General features: G+C 65.2%; 19 protein-coding genes. 8 read left to right on the top strand and 11 right to left on the bottom strand.

Features of this window, described 5'->3' with window-relative positions; translation table 11 throughout:
- Positions 1–281 precede the first annotated feature (281 nt).
- The 6 genes from AC07VM_RS08705 to AC07VM_RS08680 form a co-directional block, all read right to left on the bottom strand.
- Positions 282–1,148, bottom strand: a complete 867-nt coding sequence (locus AC07VM_RS08705; protein WP_494910726.1) for a PD-(D/E)XK nuclease family protein — start codon at positions 1,146–1,148, stop codon at positions 282–284.
- A gap of 89 nt (positions 1,149–1,237) precedes the next feature.
- Complete coding sequence (locus AC07VM_RS08700; protein ID WP_494910725.1) at positions 1,238–6,670, bottom strand: DEAD/DEAH box helicase; 5,433 nt, start codon at positions 6,668–6,670, stop codon at positions 1,238–1,240.
- 15 nt (positions 6,671–6,685) lie between these two features.
- Entirely contained in the window at positions 6,686–7,621 is a 936-nt protein-coding gene (locus AC07VM_RS08695; RefSeq protein WP_494910724.1) for a hypothetical protein, read from the bottom strand.
- A complete protein-coding gene (locus AC07VM_RS08690) occupies positions 7,614–9,656 on the bottom strand; it encodes a hypothetical protein (protein WP_494910723.1) in 2,043 nt (680 codons plus the stop codon). Before AC07VM_RS08690 ends, AC07VM_RS08695 begins: the two co-directional genes overlap by 8 nt.
- Positions 9,657–10,030: 374 nt before the next feature.
- The gene (locus tag AC07VM_RS08685) at positions 10,031–11,167 is read right to left on the bottom strand and encodes a NaeI family type II restriction endonuclease (protein ID WP_494910722.1); all 1,137 of its coding nucleotides are present in this window, start codon (positions 11,165–11,167) and stop codon (positions 10,031–10,033) included.
- A 116-nt stretch (positions 11,168–11,283) separates the two neighbouring features.
- The gene (locus tag AC07VM_RS08680) at positions 11,284–11,907 is read right to left on the bottom strand and encodes a MerR family transcriptional regulator (RefSeq protein WP_494910721.1); all 624 of its coding nucleotides are present in this window, start codon (positions 11,905–11,907) and stop codon (positions 11,284–11,286) included.
- Positions 11,908–11,977: 70 nt separating this feature from the next.
- Here AC07VM_RS08680 and AC07VM_RS08675 point away from each other — a divergent pair, with 70 nt between their 5' ends.
- The 6 genes from AC07VM_RS08675 (at position 11,978) to AC07VM_RS08650 (ending at position 16,713) form a co-directional block, all read left to right on the top strand.
- Positions 11,978–12,493: a DUF4188 domain-containing protein gene (locus AC07VM_RS08675; RefSeq protein ID WP_494910720.1), complete on the top strand. Its 516-nt coding sequence runs from the start codon at positions 11,978–11,980 to the stop codon at positions 12,491–12,493.
- A gap of 211 nt (positions 12,494–12,704) precedes the next feature.
- The gene (locus AC07VM_RS08670; protein ID WP_494910719.1) at positions 12,705–12,920 is read left to right on the top strand and encodes a hypothetical protein; all 216 of its coding nucleotides are present in this window, start codon (positions 12,705–12,707) and stop codon (positions 12,918–12,920) included.
- 37 nt (positions 12,921–12,957) lie between these two features.
- The gene (locus AC07VM_RS08665) at positions 12,958–13,386 is read left to right on the top strand and encodes a phosphatase domain-containing protein (RefSeq protein WP_494910718.1); all 429 of its coding nucleotides are present in this window, start codon (positions 12,958–12,960) and stop codon (positions 13,384–13,386) included.
- 174 nt (positions 13,387–13,560) lie between these two features.
- Positions 13,561–15,006 carry an APC family permease gene (locus tag AC07VM_RS08660; protein WP_494910717.1) on the top strand — a complete coding sequence of 482 codons (1,446 nt, stop codon included), beginning with the start codon at positions 13,561–13,563 and terminating at the stop codon, positions 15,004–15,006.
- A 343-nt stretch (positions 15,007–15,349) separates the two neighbouring features.
- Positions 15,350–15,706 carry a hypothetical protein gene (locus AC07VM_RS08655; RefSeq protein WP_494910716.1) on the top strand — a complete coding sequence of 119 codons (357 nt, stop codon included), beginning with the start codon at positions 15,350–15,352 and terminating at the stop codon, positions 15,704–15,706.
- Positions 15,707–16,038: 332 nt separating this feature from the next.
- On the top strand, positions 16,039–16,713 hold the full coding sequence (locus AC07VM_RS08650) for a hypothetical protein (protein WP_494910715.1): 675 nt from the start codon (positions 16,039–16,041) through the stop codon (positions 16,711–16,713).
- Between the two features lie 381 nt (positions 16,714–17,094).
- Here the strand turns inward: AC07VM_RS08650 and AC07VM_RS08645 are convergent, their stop codons facing one another.
- Positions 17,095–17,676, bottom strand: a complete 582-nt coding sequence (locus AC07VM_RS08645; RefSeq protein WP_494910714.1) for a TetR/AcrR family transcriptional regulator — start codon at positions 17,674–17,676, stop codon at positions 17,095–17,097.
- Positions 17,677–17,767: 91 nt separating this feature from the next.
- On the opposite strand from AC07VM_RS08645, the gene AC07VM_RS08640 reads away from it, so the two are divergent.
- The gene (locus AC07VM_RS08640; RefSeq protein WP_494910713.1) at positions 17,768–18,769 is read left to right on the top strand and encodes an SDR family NAD(P)-dependent oxidoreductase; all 1,002 of its coding nucleotides are present in this window, start codon (positions 17,768–17,770) and stop codon (positions 18,767–18,769) included.
- Positions 18,770–18,869: 100 nt separating this feature from the next.
- Here AC07VM_RS08640 and AC07VM_RS08635 read toward each other — a convergent pair whose 3' ends face one another.
- Entirely contained in the window at positions 18,870–19,163 is a 294-nt protein-coding gene (locus AC07VM_RS08635; RefSeq protein ID WP_494910712.1) for a hypothetical protein, read from the bottom strand.
- Positions 19,164–19,326: 163 nt separating this feature from the next.
- Here AC07VM_RS08635 and AC07VM_RS08630 point away from each other — a divergent pair, with 163 nt between their 5' ends.
- Complete coding sequence (locus tag AC07VM_RS08630) at positions 19,327–19,707, top strand: VOC family protein (protein WP_494910711.1); 381 nt, start codon at positions 19,327–19,329, stop codon at positions 19,705–19,707.
- A 27-nt stretch (positions 19,708–19,734) separates the two neighbouring features.
- Here the strand turns inward: AC07VM_RS08630 and AC07VM_RS08625 are convergent, their stop codons facing one another.
- The 3 genes from AC07VM_RS08625 to AC07VM_RS08615 all read right to left on the bottom strand — a co-directional run bounded on the left by AC07VM_RS08625 (position 19,735) and on the right by AC07VM_RS08615 (position 21,123).
- Positions 19,735–20,007, bottom strand: coding sequence for a hypothetical protein (locus tag AC07VM_RS08625; RefSeq protein WP_494910710.1), 273 nt, complete (start codon positions 20,005–20,007; stop codon positions 19,735–19,737).
- Between the two features lie 109 nt (positions 20,008–20,116).
- Positions 20,117–20,896, bottom strand: a complete 780-nt coding sequence (locus AC07VM_RS08620; RefSeq protein ID WP_494910709.1) for a 3-keto-5-aminohexanoate cleavage protein — start codon at positions 20,894–20,896, stop codon at positions 20,117–20,119.
- Positions 20,896–21,123 (bottom strand): hypothetical protein, encoded by a 228-nt coding sequence (locus AC07VM_RS08615; RefSeq protein ID WP_494910708.1) that lies wholly within the window; start codon positions 21,121–21,123, stop codon positions 20,896–20,898. Before AC07VM_RS08615 ends, AC07VM_RS08620 begins: the two co-directional genes overlap by 1 nt.
- Between the last annotated feature and the right edge of the window lie 80 nt (positions 21,124–21,203).

Raw genomic sequence — 21,203 nt, 5'->3', positions numbered from 1 at the left:
ATAGCCCCGCGGCACTCGACGGGAGTGGGCACAAGAACCGGCGGAACGATCTGGTCGCCGACCGAGCAACTGCGGCTTGTCGCTTGTACGTCAAGATGGGAGTAGCGGCACGCATCCCATTCGCCACTTCCCGCAGACGGGCTACGGATCAGGTACGACGCTGCGTCAACGACGACTGTGGCTACGCAGGGCCGTTCAGACATCAATTCGGGGCGCCGTCGCCGTGAAGGTCGCCCTTCACCTGCTCGCCGACGCATTGGAATCCCGCACTGATCTCCTCCTCAAGCTTCGTATAGAATCCTGCTCCGGGTTGAGCGCGTCGCCCGCCACTCCTTGTTGCCCGGCTCACCTCGGCCTGCCACCTCGGCAAATCGGATTCTCGTCCCAGCCTTGGGCACCCCGCCGGGCATTGGGGAGAGACCCGTGACCCACTGGTCGCCGTGCGGCGTGTCGATGCGAACAGCCGTGAGACCCGCGGCCGCCACCTCTACCTTGCCGACGACGCCTTCGACGCAATCTGGAGCCTCCCACGACAAAGCGGCTTTCCAATGGGACTCGCATCGCAGCCGACGAGGGCAGAATCCGCACCCACTCGGGTCGGGCAGCTCAAGGGATGGAAACCTCCGGGCGTCCCTAACCCGAGCCAAGAGCTCGTCGATGACGGCCCCCGAGAATTCGATACGAACGGCGCCCTGCGTGAGGCTGAAAGCGACGAGTGCGCCGGGGAGGGAGCCGGTTTCCCGGCGAAGTAGGTGCGCGTAGATGAGAAGCTGGGTGCGGACGCTTGGGCTATGGCTGTCCGCTCCTGTCTTCAGGTCCACGACAGCGCCTTCGCCCGCGTCGACCACCACGTCGAGTTGCCCGTAGAGCAGCTGCACCTCGTCCTGAAGAAAGACCTCGGATCGAGCGCGCTGGCCAGCGGACTGGAGAAGGCCTGCGAGCTCATCTCCGCGCGAGCGCAGTCGAGACCGCGTCATTACGGAGTTTCGCAGTCGTTTCGCATCAATCTTCCATCGTTCCGCTTCGCCATCCCAGGCCACCAGCAGAGACTGGCCGGGCTCGTCTTCCAGCCAGGCCCCGCCGTCGAGCCATGCCCTCAGCGCAAGATGGGCGAGACTTCCCGCGTTGTTGGGCGCCGAGCTCGGCACGGCCTGAGGTTCTGCGTTGAATGCAGCGGACGCGGGGCAGTGCAGCAGACGTCCGGCCGACGTCGCCGACAACCATCCCGCGCCCGGAGTCACTCTGCGGCCTGTGCAGCGTCGGCGATGAGCTTGAGCACGCGCCGAGGGTCGCGGTCAATTGTGAACGAGTCGACGAACACGACGCCCTCGCAGTCCTGCGTCGCTTCAACCTCCGCTGCCGCGTCGGCCAGCCGCTCCGACATCACATCCAAGTCGGAGCCTTCAAACGCGTGCCGGAGAACCACCCCGAACTTTCCGTACTGGGGTGTGTCGATCACAGCAGCGGACGCACCGGGCAGATCGAGGACCGTCGCGTCAAAAGCCGCCGCCCACCTGCTCAGTGCTTTGGACTCCTCGGCGCGGTCGATGTGCAGTTGGCCGTCACGGAGGAGTCCGAAGAGGTCCCGAGCGAGGCGCCAGTCGAGCAGGGCGTGGTACGCCATGTTTCCGTAATCGCGCAGACACCGGTAGCACGATGAGTTGCAGACTTGCGGGTGGTCGTCTGTCTCCAGCTCCCCGAGGTATTTCTCGACCGCGGCGAGGAACTCCGCGATGAACTGCGCGGATCCCAAATGAGTACTGAAGCCGGCGCCGTTCTCGAGCGTGTCGGCGAGAAAGGCCTGAACCGACGGCTCCCCATCTGCGGTGACGCCCGAATAGATTCCGGCGTTCAACTCCAGCGGCAAGATGTCCAGCTTGGTCGCCGCGACCGTCCTCAGCAGGAAGGCGAGCGAGTACCAGCCGGCCCGGCGCCCTTCGGTGACGTCCGGGGCGGCGCTTGGCTGGTGGATGCCCGATGCGAGGTTGAGTCGGATTCCCCGGCCCCTGTCGGTCGGCGCAATGGAGCCAATGAAGAGGAAGTCGGTATGCTGCACAGCTCCCAGCGCAACGTGCACGACGTCGCCTGCTGCAAGCGACGGAGGAATCAAGTCCTGCTCGATGGCCTGCACTGAGACATATCCGCCCCAATTCTGCGAACCCGGCGCTGCGGGCTTGAAAGGGAACAGCTGCCCGCCATTGTCATTGATGACGTACCGCTCGGCCGGCCCGGCGAGCACGTGTGCCCGGCCGACTGCCAATTCAGAAAGCCTCTTCGGGTCTGCCATTGCCCGTGCTGCCATCGCACGCGGCGACCAGGAAAAGTTCCCGTCGAAGTCTGTGGCGAATCCGCTACGGAACCCTAGCGGCTCACGCAGGGGCACCTCATTGAAGTAAACGGGTCCCGCGCCGCATCGAGGGCATGTGTCTGTACCGTCCCCAGCGCGCTCATCACCGAGGTAGGAGCAGGTGCGGCAGATGAAGAGTGCTGTCGCGTTCCCCAGGGAGTCTGACACAGGCTGCGGCGCACCGGCGCCTGCGGGTTTGAACTCTGTGATGCCTACTACCGGATAGACCTTGCCATCACGGACGACCTCGCTGAGCGGCGCAAACGCGCTAACGGCCATGCTCAGGTCTCGGTCAATGGCGTTCCTCGGAGGCCATGGGTTCGAAGCCTGCGGACGGTCGAGATATAGGTACCGCACTGATGTCGGGAAGCCGAACATTGGCAGCAGACCTGCTTCTGCCAACAACTGGCTGAGGTCATCGTGCTTTGGCGTCGACACCGCAGCGGTGATGTCAGCGACGAGCGTGGCGAGGACAGCGTCCGCCCGCTCCGTGGCTGAACCATGGAACGACGTGCCCGAGCTGAGCGCCGCGGCGAGAGCAATGACGGCGTCACGGTTGCTCGCAATCCAGGTCTCGAGTCGCGGACGGATAGTTGCTTCCCAATCGCCGGTCTTGCCGAACTCGCCGTGCACGTTCGAGGACAGGTCATCGCCTCCGTCGGCGGACAAGTAGTCAGCCGACGCGAGCCGGAGAGTCTCGCTGCGCAGCGAGCGGTCGAAGAGCTCAGGACGATTCAGTGCTAGGTACGGCTTGGGCGTCGGCTCGTTGGTGATGCGGTCGGGTCGCTCGAAGTAATACTCATCGTGGCTACGGCCCCGGCAGATAGTGAGCGCGATGGCAACGGGTGAGCCCCTCCGGCCTGCGCGCCCGACACGCTGCTGATAGTTGAACCTCGTAGGCGGCATATTGCCCAGCACGACCGCAGACAGAGAGCCGATGTCGACGCCTGCCTCCATCGTGGTCGTGACGGAGAGCAGATCGACGGCATCCGTCCTCTCGTTCTCGTCGCCCGCGAGGAAGACGCCCTGGAACCTCGCCTGACGATTCTGCGCATCGACCCGGTCGGTCTGACCGGTGAGTTCGGCTGTGTTCAGCCTGAATCTTCCGTCGTCGCTCATCGCCTTCCATGCGTAGTAGTCCGTTTCGTTGAGGACTGCCATCGGATCCGACGGCAGTCGCCGCGCACACTTCGTGCAGTGACCATTTCCAATCGTCAGATGCTGACGTCGACACGTCTCGCACGTCCAGGCGCGTCCGTCACTCAACCGAATGGAGACCTTCGACGGGTCAATCAGGTAATCGTTAACTGCATTCCCGATGCGACTCAGCGCTTCCTGTCGCAACGCGTCAGGATCGCCCTGAGTATCGTCCGCGACCTTGATCCAAAATCTACGGAGCCGCGGTGTGGGCTCGCTGCGCACCGAACGAATCTTCTGGAAACGTCGCTGGTCCGCAAGAATGCGCAGCGCCGCCCTCGCCTCCGCGTTGCTGCTCGTACCGGGCGAGTCAGCGGGAGCGACATCGTCCGCGAGCGCTAGCCAGCCGAGACCTGTGGTCTCGAAGTCGCGTCCACCACCGGCGTAGAGACCTTCCAGGATTTCGCTCTCGAGAGAAGCGCTAATGTCCTCAATGAGCGATTGCCCGCTCGCCGAGAGACCGTTTCGCGCTACGACGGGCTTCGTGTTCCAGTTAAACAGCGACGACCAATTGTCGCCGCCGCGCTCGCGGAGGCTCGCGTGCGGCCCCCCGGGGTTCATGCCCAAGTCAAGCAAGTCGAGCGAGACGAGCGAGGACAACTCACTGAGAGTCAGTCCTTTCGACAGCTCAGCGACCAGGACCGGAGCACGCGCTGCGTCGGTTCCTGGAGCCTCTTCCCATATGTCCCTCAGCAAGTTGAAGCTCGCGGTGTCGCGCTCCCGTAGCCGCACGATGGCCTCCCAGCGGTCGGGAGTCTTCAGGCCCTCGACGAAGTACTCCCGTGCCTTCACCACGTCGGACGCCGGGTCTCCCGCTCGCTTCAAGCGCAGGTACATGAGCTGACGAAGGAGGTCCTGGTAGTGACGTAGGCCCAACCCCGCGGACAGTTTTGCCGCATCCTGTCGGCTATCGGTGAAGACGATGAGCTTGCGCTCCTGTTCGCTCAGGTCGTTTGCTAGCTCGGTCGTCAGGACCTGATTGATCTTCTCAAAACCAGAACGCATCGCGCGGATGGGCGAACGCTGTGTGCGCGGATCCGTCGGCTTGAGCCGCTCGGTCCCGGCATATTTTTGCTCCCAGTCGTCACCGCAGGCGGGACACTGCGTCGGGAATGGACTCACCGTAGCCATGTCGCGCTTGAGTTCCCGAGTATTGCTGTGTCGCGCGACCTTCGCGTGGAAGCTCCAGCCTGTGTGGCCGTTCGTGGTGTTCCGCAGTTCCCCGGAACCTGGATTCAGCGTGCTCGGCCGGAAAGAGTACTCCACAGCCCGGTTGTCTCGAGGCCAGGTGGGCAAGTCGAGTGCGTCCAGGGTTTTCACGTCGCGGGGCCAGTAGACAATGTAGTTGTCAGCGGTTCGCTGCAAACTGACCTGGTCCGGGAGCTTCGCCAACTCGGGGACGTCTGCGAGGAGCATGGTCCTTACCCCCTTCTCCTGGGGTTCGCCTTCCGGCGCAAAGCCACCGAGGAACACGTCACCACAGTTCTGACAGTAAAGAAGCTCGAGCACCCGCGCTCCGCATTCGCAGCGTGTTGCGGGCTCGGCGTGGAGCTTGCCGACAGTGCGGTCGTGCGACGGGTCGGTGACGGCCGGGCACTTGGGGTCCGAGCAGGCCCACATTCCGGCCACGTTGCGAAAGAAGAGGTGTGCGCGAAGCTTCGGGTCGCTCTCGATCGGATCTGCCGCGAGTCCCTCCAGCACTCGTGCGAGAGCTGCGCGGGAAACGTCCGGTTCCGCCTCAGGAAATATGGCGGTCGCAAGGTCGACGACCCTTTTGGCCGCACCGTGTCGAGCGTGCAGCGCAGTCCGCAACGACTCCACCACGCCACCATCGCGTGCCGCGATTGCCGCCTCGCTCGCGGACATCGCGGCTAGCCGCGCGGGGTCCTCCGCCGACGCGGGGTCCTTTGACGACGGCACCTTGTTGGTGCCTTCTATGAAGGCGAACGTGCCGGGCTGGGCGTCGAAGAACTGGTGGAGGTACTCCTGGTCCCGCTGGGCGTCGAGCGAAGCTGACGCGGCCAGTACGCGGAACTGATCGGGGCGCTCGTCCAACCCAAGGCGGCGCTTGAGATGCCTGAGCAGGTAGGCCACCTCGCTCCCCGCGGTACCGCGATACGTGTGGAGCTCATCCACGACCAGGGTGAACCGGTTCATCGGGTTCTTCAGCCACTTACGGGTGGACTCGAAAAAGTGCGTGTCACGGTCGCGGAGCAGCATCACGTTGAGCATCGAGTAGTTCGTGATGAGGATGTCTGGCGGCGCGTCGGCCATGTCCCAGCGCGAGCGCATCTCGGCACCGTCCAGCCGGGGCACAAAATATTGCAGGTCGTCGTCGGACAGCTGCCCGGCTAGCTCCCGGGCGCGGTCGCCACGGGCTTCGGTGGCCCTAAGATACTTGGCAAGTTCCCGCACTTTAAGCCCGTTCGCGCGCGATCCGGTCACGGGTGTCGCTCCGGTGTACCGGCCGAAGTAGAAACGGTGGCCATTTCGATGCTCATTCAGCCAGGCGCGCACGTCATCGCTATCGAGAGCCCTGCGGAGGCGAATGAGCTGGTCGTCGACAAGGGCGTTCATCGGGTACAGGACGATGGCGCGGACCGCGGCGCGTCCGGCGTCGGACTGCCGTTGAGTAGCGAAGGAGGGGCCGGTACTGTTCCACCAGCGCGACCCGAGACTGGATGGCCCGCTCCACTCCCGCGATTCCTCAAGCAGAGACGACAGTAGCGGGAGCATGAAGGACTCGGTTTTCCCCGACCCCGTTCCGGCAGTGATGACCATGTTCTTCCCGGGCGTCACGCCCGCCGCCAGTGCCGCTTCCTGGTGACCGTGCAGGCCCGGCACGCCCTTCAGCAGGCCTCTGGACGCGAACTCGGCGAGCTCGGGTGCTGCTCCCGCAGCCTCTACGGATTCCGCAAGCGAGTGGCCAGTACCCTCGTACTCAGGCCGAAGTTCGAGAAGGGGTTCTCGGAAGACGCCCCCATCACGGTCCAAGAGCATCTGCCTTTCGGCCTGAAGGCGTGGGTCCGCCAGACCAAATGGCGTGTTGTAGTAGTTGAAGTACGCCTCGCGCAGATGATCGAAGGTCTTGACGGCATCGAGGCGCCGCGGAGCGGGAGCGTTCATATACAGACAGACCTCTCAGTCGATGATCAGCGATTGGCCAAGGGACGTGCACACGCGCGCCGCGACAAGACGCGGCACGTTCTCGTAGATGGCGGTTGTAGCGGCCGCCCCAAATCGTGGGGGAAGGCCGGTGCAGAGCACGAGCGCTCGACTGTGCAGTGCGGGGAGCGGAGCGCCCCAGTCCACGAACAGCGTTCCCGTGTCTGCGGCCTCACGTCCAGGGTCCGGACGCCATCGCAGCGCTGACTCATTCAGCCGTGCAAGTTCGGCAAAAGTACCCGTGGACAGATCACACGCGAACCAATCGCCGTCGCGGCGCGTGATGTGCCTTGGCCTGCCGTTAACCAGCTCGGCATACAGACCGTTCGGGTGATTCGCTTGTGCGGGGCTGACCGGCTGCCAGTCCCGCGGGTACATCGACTCGAGCCGCTTGAGCTGACCGCCGTAGGCAGGTGGTCCGGTGAGAACGAGCGGGCGAGCCGAGGGCAGCGAGCGTGAGATGCGCTCGGCAGACTGCCCAGCGAGAACGATTCCTGCTGCGTTCGCGGCGTCAGCCAGATTTGATTCCCGCGTGAACGTCACATAAAGGGTCGTCGGCAACGGAACCTCCCCAGCGGGTGGCACTCGCCGTGCCGCAGGGAGCCAGCCGCAGAAGTCCTCCAGCGCGCGCATTATCCGAGGGCGGCGGGAGCCGGCAATGACTGCGAGCCCGTCTGCCGAGGGCAGCCGGGCAAGGGCGGCTGTCGTAACGGACCAGCGTCCTCCTTCCCAGTCAATCTCGCAGTGGCCGAGAGACGAGAGGTCGCGGAGCCAGCGTCCGCTGGTGTAACTTCGGGGTTCGATGTTCGCTGTCCTGGCGATCCAGTCGATTCGGTTCCGGACGTCCGCTATCGTCCCCGAACCGACTTCGCTCATCCATCGCAGCAGCAAGTCGCCGACGGTTTCATCCATTAGCCAGCCCCAGTTGTATCGCCCACAGCGCCGAACCTGTGGGTTCGCCTATCCGAGCCCATGTGCCGAGAACGTCAAACGTCGCCTTTACGGCTTGCGGAGAACCAGAAGAGAGCTGGCTAAGGTACCAGCTGGCCCCGCTTCGCTGCGCGAGCCAGCGTGCGGCTGGGGTGACGGGGGCCTCGAAGTAGCCCGGGGCGAAGGAGAATCCGGCTGCTGTAGTGAAGACGGGCTGGCTCGGCTCGGTGAGCTGCTGAACTCCGCCTCCATCCACCAGAAGCCACGTCTCATCGCGACCACGTCGACAAATCACAGTTACGGCGTCACGCATCCGGCTGACTACGGTCCCGACAATCTTGGTGCTTCCGGTCACGTCCCTAAGCGTCCCGTCGTCTTCCCAGCCGAGCGTGGCGGTCCCCGTCGGAGTTGCCTCGACGACAGACTCCTCCAAAAGCGTAAACGTTAGATGCTGGCCGTCCGCGATCACCTCCGTCGCGCCCTTCGGGCTGGGAAAGCGCCTCACCTCGAATGGGAAGCCGTTAGCCGATACGAGTTCTTCCTTGCCACCGAGCGATAGGACGACCAGCTTCGGTTCCTCTTCGGTGGGAAGGAGGAGGTCTGGCTCACCTCCCAGCAGGTAGTGGCTCGGCGCGAACTCACGGTCAAGAGGGAGACCCCGAACAAACCGCGCACGCGGCACGAGGGCCGGGGCCACTCCGAGCGCCCTTACGTCCGGTTCATCGCTGAGCGCCTGCTGCAGAGCGGCGTCGTCGGTGAACCTGACACCCTCGTACAGGACAAAGCTCGGAAGCAAGGGCCTCGTTCCCTGCTTTCTCTGGACCCACCCCTTCTCTGCAGCGGCGGCGATCACGCGGGAGACAGCTGCCGATTTCGCGGACGTGGAAGCAATAACGTGAGTTTCGTATGGGGCTATTCCGGCCGTCGACGACCACCCACCAGTGTCGGCATCGCGGGAAAAGATGAGCACCTCGGCCTTCGGGAACTCAGCAGTGTGCGCCTCCCCCCGAAGGCGAAAGCCATGCGTGATGAGTTCGGCGCTCACAGCAGGCGCGCCCACCGTGACGTAGTAGCGCGAAGGCGGGTTACCGACGAGAGCGACCGGCTCGTCGGCAGGTGAGGTCCCGTGGAGAAGAATGGAATCCGGAGCTCCGTCCTGGAGCGGGAACAGCCACGTCGAGGTCCACTCTTCGAGGTCGATTCCGAGCCGTGTGGCGATTCGGCGACGGCCGTCCTTTGTGAGGACACGACCATCCCACGCGGCAGCGCACGCCAGGACTATGGACGCAATTAGGCCCCTCATCTCGTCGCTGCGTAGTGCCGCCATGAAGGTGTCGCCAAGTCGGTTCTGACTGGCGGTGGTCCAGACTTCCAACGCGCGCAGCATCGCGTTGTCGCCCGGCAGGCCTGACTCGCGGAGACTTAGCGCTGCGAAAAGTCTGGTCAACTCCGCCCGGTCGCTTCGCATGAGCAGCGCCTGCGACTGCGGATAACCAATTCGTGTCAGGCGTTCATGTGTGCGAATAGTCGAGACACCGACACGGCCGTTCTGCTCGCCAATCCAGTCGTCGAGAGTGCACCACATATCGACGACGTCGAGGAAGGCGCTCCCGTCGATCTCGGCCTTCAACTGCGCCACGCGCGACGCAGTCGCATCGGGTTCAATCGATTCTGCGAGACGTCGGTAGTAATTCGTTGAGAGGGCCCGCCCATCGGAGCGCATACGCGTAGCGGCGAGCACAGTCATCGCGAGGACTGGCAGAACCGGGGGAGGCGACGCCCGATCACCTAGCTTCCACACCTTCAGGTAGCAAGTTACTCGGCTGAAGTACTCTCCTGGCGTGCGAGAGCTGGCGTCACGAACAGTGCGCGCGAGATCACCGGCGGGGTCATCCATTCCAGGTGCGATCTTGCAAAGCTCGTCATCATCGACGAACAGCACGACCGGGCCGTCTTGCGGCACGAAAAATGTGTCAGTAAGCGCGCGCTGCCACCACAAGTAGCGCTCATCCACCATCGATCAGCCTCCCCCTGGACTCACCATACACACGAGCACAGTGCTGCCGAAACGGATGATCGGTCACTGCTTGAAGACGATGAGACGGAGGCTGCCCGCGGAGTATTCGATCCGATCTGTTGCCCCTAGCCGTCGGCAAACGCGAGAACGTCAGCCGGGTCGGCCCCGTTGCGTTAGGTCCAACGAGCCCGGACGTCCACATTGGCATAGTTAGTCAACCGGCGAATAGATGGGGCACAGAGGCCATTCGGTTGGCGGCGCAAGGAGAGCGCATGGAGTTCGCCTGGCGGTGCGTTCCCAAGCACTACTGACGAAAACCGTGCACGGCGGCACGGTCCGGAAGGTGCGACTATTCCGCGCCTTGCCCGCACCTCCTAGGACGAAAGAACCGGTGCCGCCGTGATGCGATCTTCGTCGCTCAGCTGCGCCTGCGCCCACCTTGCTCCTCCGATGTCGAAGAAGGGGCGCGGATCAGAGACGTCGACTCGAACGACCCGAACACTCACCCACTCACCTCGCTGCGGGATCGGTAACCCCAGATCCATCGCAACCGCCCGATGAGGCGCCTGATGACCGAGAACGAGGATGCCTTCGTCTCGAAGGTGAATCCGCGCATCCCGTGCTCGTTTCGGCGCATCATCTTGCTGTGCCACCGTCAGAACGGTCCGCCGATTGATGATCGTTGACTGGACTGTTCTGAAGAGCTCATTCACGCGTGCCTGACCCGAACGCCCGTTGCCAAGAATCCGATCTCGATCGGCGCTCGAAAGTCCGCCTAGCAGATTCGCGGGCAGATCTGTCTGAATCCCACCCCAAAGCCAGTAGATCTCGTGTTTTGTTGCATCAGCGAGTTTGCGTTTGTTATCGCGGTTGTACGCACGTGCCCGCTCACCCGACAGCGTCGTCTTCCAACGCAGCCGCTGATCGGTGATCCTGACCAACCCAGCAGCCCATTCGCCCGTGTCGTCGTTGAGCCAAGTCAAGAGCGCCGGGAAGTCGGCCTTACCCTGCCGGTCTTCATGCTCGTCGCAGAGGTACATCTCCATCGGGATCTCCCATTTGCCAAGATCCTTTGAAAACTTGCAGTCGATGTCAAGGCCCGCGATCTGCCAGTCCAGGTGCGTCCCGTCCAAGAAGCTGAACTCCCTCGTCAGGTTCACCTCAATAGCGGTTCCAAGATGAGCCTTCTCTGTTTTCGAGAGGTGCTGGTAGGCCCACCGACCGGTCCGCTGGCCGTCCATGAGCTCGTCGAGGGCGTCTCGTAGTGCCCAACGAAAACGCTCACGAGAAAACTCTTCGTGGTTGAACCAGTTGACGACCGGCTCAAGGTCGACTGGCGGGTTGGGATTCTCGTTCCCGATTTCCCTCCACGCCTGGGTTCTGTTCTCCATCCCATTCGCTGGGGCCTCGAGGCGACGAAACACGTTTCTTCGGCGGCGAATCCCCTGCGCGGTGATCGCGCCCGCGCTGGTCCTCGACGACTTACTCGAAGGTTCCTTCTCTGAAATCACGTAAGAATCCTGGCATATTGCCGCATAGGCGAACGATTCTCCGAGGTCAGCTTCAGCGGGCGCCCCTCGAACGGAATCGCTCGGGTGCGCCTAGGGTGCTCTTACCCGTGGGTCCGTCAGCAGTCACTTGGTTCGCGACTCCCAAACCGCTTTCCCGAGCTAACCTGCTGCGCCACCCGCCGCAGCGCCAACAACAACGGCTCCACCAACACCGACCCCAGCACCACGTACCGCACCGCAGCTTCCGCAGACTCCTCCGGCACCCCCGCGACCTCCGCATCCGCAATCCGCCGCATGCTCGCGAGGTACTCCGCCATCGCTGCATCCGGCACGGTGAACCCGACGCGCTCCAACCCCTGCAGCGCCCGCGCAACCGCGTGCAGCACCGCCTCGTCGCACATCCCCGGCTTCCACCCGAGCCCCGCCACGAGAGCCTCGGCCTCCGTCAAATCCAAAGACTCATCCACCGGCGGAGTGATCGCCGCATGCGCCGTCCCGAGCAAGTCATGCGCACTCGCCGGCGGATCATCCAGCGCCCCGAGCACCCGCCGCGTCTCGGCGATGCTCACCCCGGCGTCGAGCAGCGCCCGGATCACCCGCAGCCGCTCCACGTGCTTCTCGCCGTACGCGGCCTGAGTCGGCGCACTGCGCTCGCCCTCGGGCAGCAGCCCCTCGCGCAGGTAGTACTTGATCGTCGGCACGGTCACGCCGGTCTGGGCTGACAGTTCGGAAATTCTCATGGCCACCTCTTGACTTCGATAGTAGCGCTATCCATTATGGATAGTGAAGCTATCCAACCAAGGAGTCATCATGTCGAAAGTCATCACGGGCCGCATGACCCACCGCCACGAGGGCGAGCTCGTCGTGTTCCACATCGGGATGCAGATCAACCGCTGGTGGCGCCCCGATCTGTGGATGCCGGCCTTCTTCGCCATGCCCGGGATGCTGCGCGAACTCAGCACCGACCCCGACTCGGGCATGCTCGGCTATCACCTGCTCTTCGGCTCGGGCGGGCCCTACGTCGTGCAGTACTGGTCATCTGTCGACAAGCTCTACGCCTACGCGTCGAGCCCGGACCAGCAGCACCGCCCCGCCTGGACCGCCTTCAACCGTGCAGCCCGCAAGGCTCCGGGAGCGGTGGGCATCTGGCACGAGACCTTCCGCGTCGACACCGCCGAGAGCGTGTATGTGTCGACGAAGCCGACGGGGCTGCCGAAGGCGACGGAGCTCGTCCCGGTCGGCAAGCGGCATGACCGGGCGCAGGCGCGGTTCACGGAGGGAAGGACGGATGCGTCGAAGACTCTCACCTCGCCGCATTCCCCCTAACCCCCGCCCTATAGACCTGAGCGCACCCTGCCAGCCCCGCTACCGCCGCACCCTCCGCCGGACTGATTGAAGCCAGACGGCGTGCATGGCAGGAGTAACGTCTTACACGACGGACGGGCGGATCAGTGAAGGAGCAGCGATGAACCGGGGAACTCAGAAGCCAGCCGCAAACGGGCGCAACCGGCCAGCAACCAGCGAAGGAAACGGTCTCGTGACGGATGAACGCGCCCGCGGCACGTCGCGCGAGCGAGCCACCGTAGCGGCGATGATCCTCCTCGGCGCCGCGCTTCCGGTGGTCGCGAATCTGCCGGTGTTCCAGAACGTGGTGTGGGTCTTCTGGCTCGCAGCACTCGTCCTCATCCTCATTGCGTTGACATTGGTCGTGGGCATATCCCGGCGCGAACGACGACGTTCCGGAGAGTCCTGAACCTCGTCACCACCGAAGAACCCACTACCCTCGCACCATGCCCACCGATCGCCCGCGCGCCTGGATCTTCGACGTCGACGGCACGCTCGCCCTCATCGGTGACCGCTCGCCGTACGACATGCGCAACGTCGCGATCGACACCCCCAACCACCCGGTCGTGATCGCCGCCCAGGCGTTCGCCGCGCATCCGGATGTCGACGCGCTCATCGTCGTCTCCGGCCGCGATGAGACCGCCCGCCGCGCCACCGAGGCCTGGCTGACCTTCAACGCGATCCCGTTCGACCGGCTGCTCCTGCGCCGCACGGGCGACCAGCGCGCCGACAACATCGTCAAGGCCGAGATCTACGACGCCCACATCGAACCGCACTTCGCCGTGATCGGCGTCGTCGACGACCGCCGCAGCGTGGTCGAGATGTGGCGCGCCCGCGGACTCACCTGCTTCCAGGTGGCCGAGGGCGACTTCTAGCCGCTCGGGAGCCGCCCTCGCGCCGACGCGCCCGCAATACATTGCCGCCCCTCGATCCGCGGAGTAACGTTCCACACGTCACTTGCGCCTCAAGCGAGGTTAATCAGCCCGCATCTGACCATCCGAGAGTCCGATCGGTGCCCACGAACGCCCGGTCCTGACAGGAAGGCAATGATGCCGAACACTGATCCGATCGCCCGGAGCCGCTCGGTCTGGCGCCGCAAGCCCGTCAGCGAGATGACGGAGGATGCCGAGCACAGCACCCTGCACAAATCGCTCGGCCTGTGGCAGCTCACGGCCATCGGCGTCGGCGGCATCATCGGAGTGGGGATCTTCTCCCTCGCCGGACTCGTCGCCCACGGTGACGCAGCGAACCCCGGCGTCGGCCCCGCGGTGCTGATCTCCTTCCTCATCGCCGGACTCGCGTCCGCCGCGGCCGCCCTCTCCTACGCCGAATTCGCCGGCATGATCCCCCGAGCCGGCTCCGCCTACAGCTACGGATACGTGGCCCTCGGCGAGGTCGTCGGCTGGTTCATCGGCTGGGACCTGCTCCTCGAGTACGTCGCCATCGTCGCCATCGGCATCTCGGGCTACCTCGACGCGTTCCTCTCGGGCTTCGGCATCCACCTGCCGCTCGCCGTGACCGAGACGGCCGACGTGGAGGGCGGCCTCGTCAACATCCCCGCAATCGTGATCTGCCTGCTCGTCACCTTCCTCCTCAGCCGCGGAACCCAGACGTTCGGCCGCTTCGAGCTGGTGGCCGTCGCGATCAAGATCGCCCTGATCCTCGGCATCGTCGGCCTCGGCATCTTCTACATCAACACGGAGAACTACAACCCGTTCATGCCCAGCGGCTTCGGCCCGGTGTTCACGGGCGCGGCGACCGTGTTCTTCGCCGTCTTCGGCTACGACGCGATGAGCACCGCCGCCGAAGAAGCCAAGGACGGCCGCAAGCACATGCCGAAGGCGATCATCCTCTCCCTCATCATCGCGATGCTGCTCTACGTCGCCGCGACCCTGGTACTCACGGGCATGCAGAACTACACGGAGATCGACCCGAAGGCCGGATTCGCCTCGGCCTTCTCCAGCGTCGGACTCCCGGTCGTCGCGGCCATCATCTCGGTCTTCGCCGTCCTGTCGATCCTCACCGTCATGCTCACCTTCCTCCTCGGCGCGACCCGGGTGTGGTTCTCGATGAGCCGCGACGGGCTGCTCCCCGGCTGGTTCAGCAAGGTCGACCGCCGAGGCGTGCCCCAGCGCGTCACCTGGATCGCCGGCATCGCCTCGGCAGTCTTCGCCGGGATCTTCCCGATCCGCGCCGTGGCCGACCTGACCAACATCGGCATCCTCGCGGCCTTCGTGGTCGTGTGCGTCGCGGTGATCGTGTTCCGCTACACGAAGCCGGATGCCCCACGCACTTTCCGCCTGCCGTTCATGCCGGTCGTGCCCATCATCGGCGTCGGGTTCTCCCTGTTCCTCATCTCGCAGCTCCACTGGGAGACCTGGCTGCGCTTCGCCGTGTGGCTCGTGATCGGACTCGTCATCTACTTCACCTACGGCCGCCGCCACTCGCTGATGAACCCGGACAGTCCGCGGCACCAGACGGCTGCGAACAAGTAGGCCGCCCTCGCGCCATCCCCTCGCGCCACATCGAACGCGTCGAGAGCTCAAGCGGTGGTAGATGCGCGATGAGCGCAGATCGACCGGGCATCGACCCGCGCCGAGGAGTGTCGTCAAATATATTGATAATGCACTCATATGTGTATCTAATGGAGGAATCAGAGAACTCACTCGGCACCAAGTACACGTACAAGCTGCAGAAGCAGCAGGGGTCGCGGCCCCGAATCGGGGGACCCGTCAACTGGCGCACCATCGCAACGAGCGGATCGCTCACCGCATTCAATCCGTATCGCTCAGCGATCTCGTGCGGCTTCTAGCGAGGGCCGCGGCCTCCGGCGCAGTCGTGGCAGCTCTCATTGCGACTGTCGCGGCGTGCTCCGCGACACCCACTCTGAGAACCGACGAAGCTGTGGGCCAGCCCCTCAGTTCCTTGAATCGAAGCGCGGCGGATCACGCGGGGCTCCTCATCCAGGACTCTTCGACGCGGGTAGGGGAGCGCGCTTCCTTCGCTCTGTCGACGTCGGACCCGAAGGAGTGGATCATCGTCGCCATCTGCGCCGACGACTCAGAGATCAACAGCGCAGAATCCGTCGAGATCGCGATCATCCCCAAGGCCGCCTACACGGCGTCGGTGAAGAACGAGGTCAAGGCAGGAGATTTCCGCGACGCCGTGACCTGCGAGGACCTCACGTACCGTTGACGGCGAGCGTTGCGCCTCGTCACTCCACGACCGGGGCGGCGATCCCCCGGAGCAAACGCACCACCGCCTCCTCCACCCGCTCCGCACTCAACGGCTGCCCGATCAGGGCGGCCCTCTCGTCACCGCCTCGCACCCGACCGAACGCGTCGACAGCTCAAGCGGTGGCGGGCCGGTGGTCGAGACGCCGCCCGCTTCGGGCTGTCCCGCTTCCAGGCGCACGACATCAACTCCTCCCGGGGACAGCCTTCAATCGTCTCTGCACTCATATATATTGCTTAAGCCCTCATATGTGGTCTTTTATGGACCATATCGGTTCAACCTAAGGGGGACCCATGAAGGCACACTTCCGACTCTCGATACTTCTCGCCGCACTCGCCGTAGGCGTCATCCCGCTCGCGGGAACCGCCGCAGCCTCGGCTGATTCGGGCGCGCTGACAGACAGCCAAGAGGCAGCAGTTCGCGTCAACATGACCAGGGGTGGCATCTCCCTACACATCCAAGATGCGCTCATCGACAAGATCGAGGCGGGCATCGCGCCCGACTCCCTCGGAGAGGTGAGCCCTGTCGACATCGTCACCGAGCGCACCCCGTCCGGCACCCGAACGATCCAGATCTTCGAGGACGGCTCTCGCACGTGGACGGAGATCCAGACGACCTCAGCGAAACCGTCGGGCCCAACAATCAACGCTTCGATCAGCGGATGTCGAAGCTCTGGAGGCTGGAAGGTCGGATGTCGTGTCGGGATCTATGACCTCATCAGCAGCGCGACCTTCGTGATCGACTACCAGACCAGCACCAGCGCTAGGGCGAAGGTGCGGGACATGCGATCCCTGACATGCGACAACATCGCGGGTCCGTGCACTCGCTCTGGCGGCATCAAGCGAGCAACCCAGAGTGCCGCCGGACCCGCATGGGCCGAGCTCTCCTACGCAGCAAGCGCGGGGTGGGTCCACACGAAGGGCTCCTTCGGCATCCGCGTCAGCGGCACCAGCGTGACCACCTACTAGCGGTCGCGCATTCAGGAAGAAAGGAAGCCCAATGTTTGGAAGCGGACTTGACGTCATCGCATTACTCGCCTGGCTCACGACCGTCGCCCTCGTCGTTGGCGGCATCCTCTTCGCAGGGTTCGTTGTGATTACAACTCTGAGGCAGCGTCGGTCGAAGACGAGCTCTGCTCACCAGGGACAGTCGAACCCGGGAGGGTGATCGCTCTCGCCCTCATCGTCGGCGCGTTGGCTCTGGCCGTTGCCACCACCCGTCACGGCCGACGACCCCGCGACTCCTGGCCCGCCACTGAGACGACTCGCTGCCCACCCAGCAGCGAGTCGTTTCGTCTCGCTCCGCTCGCTCAACGACCTAGGGCGGGCGAAGCGTTTCGTCTCGCCTCGTCACTCCACGACCGGGGCGGCGATCCCCCGGAGCAAACGCACCACGGTCTCCTCCACACGCTCCGCGCTCAACGGCAGGCCGATCAGGGCGGAGTACGACGCCATCGCGATGAACTGGTCCGCGATCGCGGCAGCATCCACGTCCGCCCGCACGTCGCCGTCGGCGCGCCCGCGCGACACGCGCTCCGCCACCCACTCGCGGATCGGCGCCGCGAGCCGCTCGTTCAGCACCAACCCGAGCTCGGGATCGGCCGCCGTCACCTCGATGAGCGCCCGCGCCAGCGCCACACCCTCCGGACGAGCCAGCCCGTCCGACATCGCTGAGAACCACGCCCGCAGATCCGCCCCGAGGTCGGCAGTCATCGGCACCGACACCTCGGCTCCGGGCAGCGCCCCCTCGAGCAGCGCCTCACCGAGAATCGCGGCCTTCGACGGCCACCACCGGTAGATCGTCTGCTTCGACACCTCCGCAGACTCCGCGAGGCCCTCGATCGTCACGGCCTCGTACCCGTCTGCGGCGAGCGCGCGACGCATCGCCTCCAGCACGGACTGACGGGCTTTTTCACTGCGGGGACGGGGCACCTTTCGAGCGTACTCAGGCGTACACTGGAATATAAGTAGACGCACCGTTGCGAAACAGCGCCGTTGCGAAACCCGAACAAGGAGAAAGAGCATGGCCCTCACCGCACACTCCACCATCGGCGACTGGATGAACGACCCGACCGGCGGGCCTCTCATCCGCGGACTCTTCGAGCAGACGGGTGCCGACCCCGAGCTCCTCACCCCCGTGCTCGGCCTCCCCCTGCAGCAGCTCGTCGCCATGAGTCAGGGCCAGCTCCCCCAGTCGGTCGTCGACGACCTCGTGCGCGCGGCCAACGGCGGCGAGATCCCCGAAGACGACGCCTCCGAGGGCTGGACCGAGAAGGTCACCTCCGGTCGCTTCGCCGGCAAGACCGTGATCGTCACGGGCGCCGCCTCCGGCATCGGCAAGGCCACCGCCTCACGCATCGCCCGTGAAGGCGGACGTGTGATCGCCAGCGACATCGCCGCCGAGAAGCTCGACGCCCTGAAGTCCGAGCTCCCGGATGCCGACATCGTCACGGTCGCGGGCGACCTCACCAAGCAGGACGCGATCGACGCCGTGCTCGCCGCCACGGGCGACCGCATCGACGGCCTCGCGAACGTCGCCGGAATCAACGACGACTTCTCCCCCGCGGGCGAGACTCCGGATGCCGTCTGGGACCGCGTCATCGCGATCAACCTCACCGCTCCGTTCAAGCTCATGCGCGCGGTCATCCCCGTCATGGAAGCCGCGGGTCGCGGTGCGATCCTCAACGTCTCGAGCGAGGCCGGCCTGCGCGGCAACGCCTCGGGCAACGCCTACACGGCCAGCAAGCACGGCATCATCGGCGTCACCAGGTCCGCCGCCTTCATGTACGGGCCGAAGGGCATCCGTGTGAACTCCGTCGCCCCGGGCGGCGTCGCCACCGGCATCCCGATGCCCCCGAACATGTCGGAGTACGGCTCCGGCCGCCTCGCCCCGTTCCAGCAGTCCATCCCGACGGTGGCAACGGCCGAGCACCTGGCCGCCTCGATCACGTTCCTGCTGTCGGACGACGCCGTGAACATCAACGGCGCCATCCTCGCCTCGGACGGCGGATGGTCGGTGCAGTAACCCGCACCCGCGAGACCAACGCCCCGCCGACCCGAACGGCGGGGCGTTTCGCGTATGCGTCGACTTTGACGGACGAACCCGTCTCGCGTCCGATCGATGTCTACGAGTAGGTCAAGCCGAAGAAGGTGGATCCGAGCATGAGGGCCAGGACGGCGACGATCGCACTGACGGCCCTCACCCACGCCGTTCCGCGGCGCACGGCGCCCACACCGGAAAGAGCTGCTGCGATCATCGTCGCAAAGCTCAGGGAGCGGATGGCGAGATCCGGCAGTACCGCCGCTGTCGCGATGCCCGCGAGAAGTGCGAGAACGACGGCGGACGCAGGAATCACGAGACGGCTGACGAGGCGCGACCGGGTGCGTATGACCCCGCCTCTCTGCTCCGCGACTGTCATACTCTCTCCCTCATATCAGCTCGACGATCGATGCGGCCAGGATCCCATGTCGGCGCCGCGGCGGCAACAGGTGATCGTTGCGAGATGCCGACGAGCCTGCACCCTATCGACCCGGACGCAAGGGGGATGAGTTTCGAACTCGCCCCGACCTACACTCGACCCCATGCTGAAGATCGGCTCGATCGTGATCCGCGTGACGGATCTCTCCGCACAGACCGCGTTCTGGAAAGCGGCGCTGGACTACGTCGAACGGTATCCACCGGACGACGACTGGGTCATGCTGAAGCCCCGTGACGGCGAGACACCCGGCATCTCCCTCGACGCCCACGCCTCCGAGCGGGCATTGCCACCGCGCATCCACCTGGACATCTACGCCGACGACCAGGCCGCCGAGGTCCGCCGGCTCACCACTCTGGGCGCGCGCGAAGTGCACTGGGACCGCAAGCCCGCCGATGCCGACTACGTGATCATGGAGGATCCGGAAGGCAACCGGTTCTGCGTCGTCGATGCCGCTGACTGGTCCGGCTGGACCGAGGGCTCGTGACCGTCTGAACCGCGTCGCGGCCGAAGATCATCCTCCGGCGGGGCTCTCGCGGTCGAGACGCCGCATCTTCGCATCGGTCACCAGCTGCCACGCCAGCAGGGCGAAGAGCGGGATGATCGACGCCAGACCGAGCATCTCCGGCTCGCCACCGTCACGGATGTAGATCACATTCGCGACCACCGCGAACATGATCGCCGCCACGGCGAGCGACAGGCGCACGGGCGAGAACAGGATCCGCGCCCGCGTGCGGAACGAGTTCGTGTACGAGTCCGGGGCCATCTGCAGGGATGAGCGTGTCATGTGGCCTCCGGTCGAACCGGCCGCGGCAGCGCCCGTCTCCGACCACTCTCGCACGCAGCTCCGCGTTCCGCATCAACGGGAGCGGTTGCTCTTGGTCCGTCGCCCCAGATCACGACGCGACTCGGCCCGGCATCCGCCCCACCGCCGCGCGCACCAGCGCCGCGTTGCCCGGCGCGGTCGAGCCGTCCGGCAGCAGCAGCGTGTCCTCCAGCCCGATGCGCGAGTCCAACCCGAGCTCCACGGCAAGGTCGAAGACAGGCCACGTCGAACCCTCCTCGCCATGCAGCAGGATCGGGATGCTGGGCTCCTCGAGCTCGACGTGCGCGATCATCGCCTCAGCATGGTCGCGCACCGTCTCGGCCGGCTCGTCCGGCAGCTCGATCAGCACCCGCAGGCACTCACCTCTCACGGGCGAGCGTTTCCACACCTCGAAGCCCGCCGCATCCCACAGCCCGGCCTCCACCCCGACGCCGCGTCTCAGAAGCAGGGCGGCCACCTCGTCGGCGCCGGCTTCGTGCCAGTTGACGGACGCGTGATCGGGCAATTCTGTCCACCCCTCGATAGCCGCGAGACGACGCTCCACCTCGGGCTCGGCCCACGCCCCGGTCGTCACCCCGACCGGAACACCGGGGTGCGCCGCACGCACGGCCCACACCCACCGCGCGACATCGGCGGGCGCGAGGCTGTCCCGTCCGGCCGCATCCTTCGGGTGCACATGCACCTCGTGCGCCCCGGCCGCCACCGCCCGCGCGGCATCGTCGGCGACCACCGACGCGTCCACACTCAGCCACGGATGCTCCGCCGGATCACGAGCGCCGTTGACGCATGCCTGCAACAGCATCCGTCGTTCGGGGTCGACGACGCGAGGCGGATCGGAGGGCGGCGCCATCAGCCGATCAGTTCACGCGGGTGCAGGTCGTACGCGAGGGAGTCCTTCGACGGACCCTCGTCGGACCGCATGGTGTGCCCGACCTGACGGGCGACCGCCGCACTGCGACCGACCTTCACCGCATCCTCTTCGCTCTCGAAGCTGCTGCCCAACGTGCGCGATTCACCCTCGATGCGGTTGAACCAGATGCCGTTGCGTTGGAACGTCTCGATATCTCCTGCGGCCATGCGGGATCCCTTCTGTCTGACTCCTGTCTACGCGACACGACCGACACCGCAGAGCCCCTTGACACCCGCGCGACGGGCGT

Source organism: Microbacterium sp. GW821-FHT01D02 (genome assembly GCF_059422585.1).
This window is presented reverse-complemented; position numbering and strand designations above follow the sequence as displayed.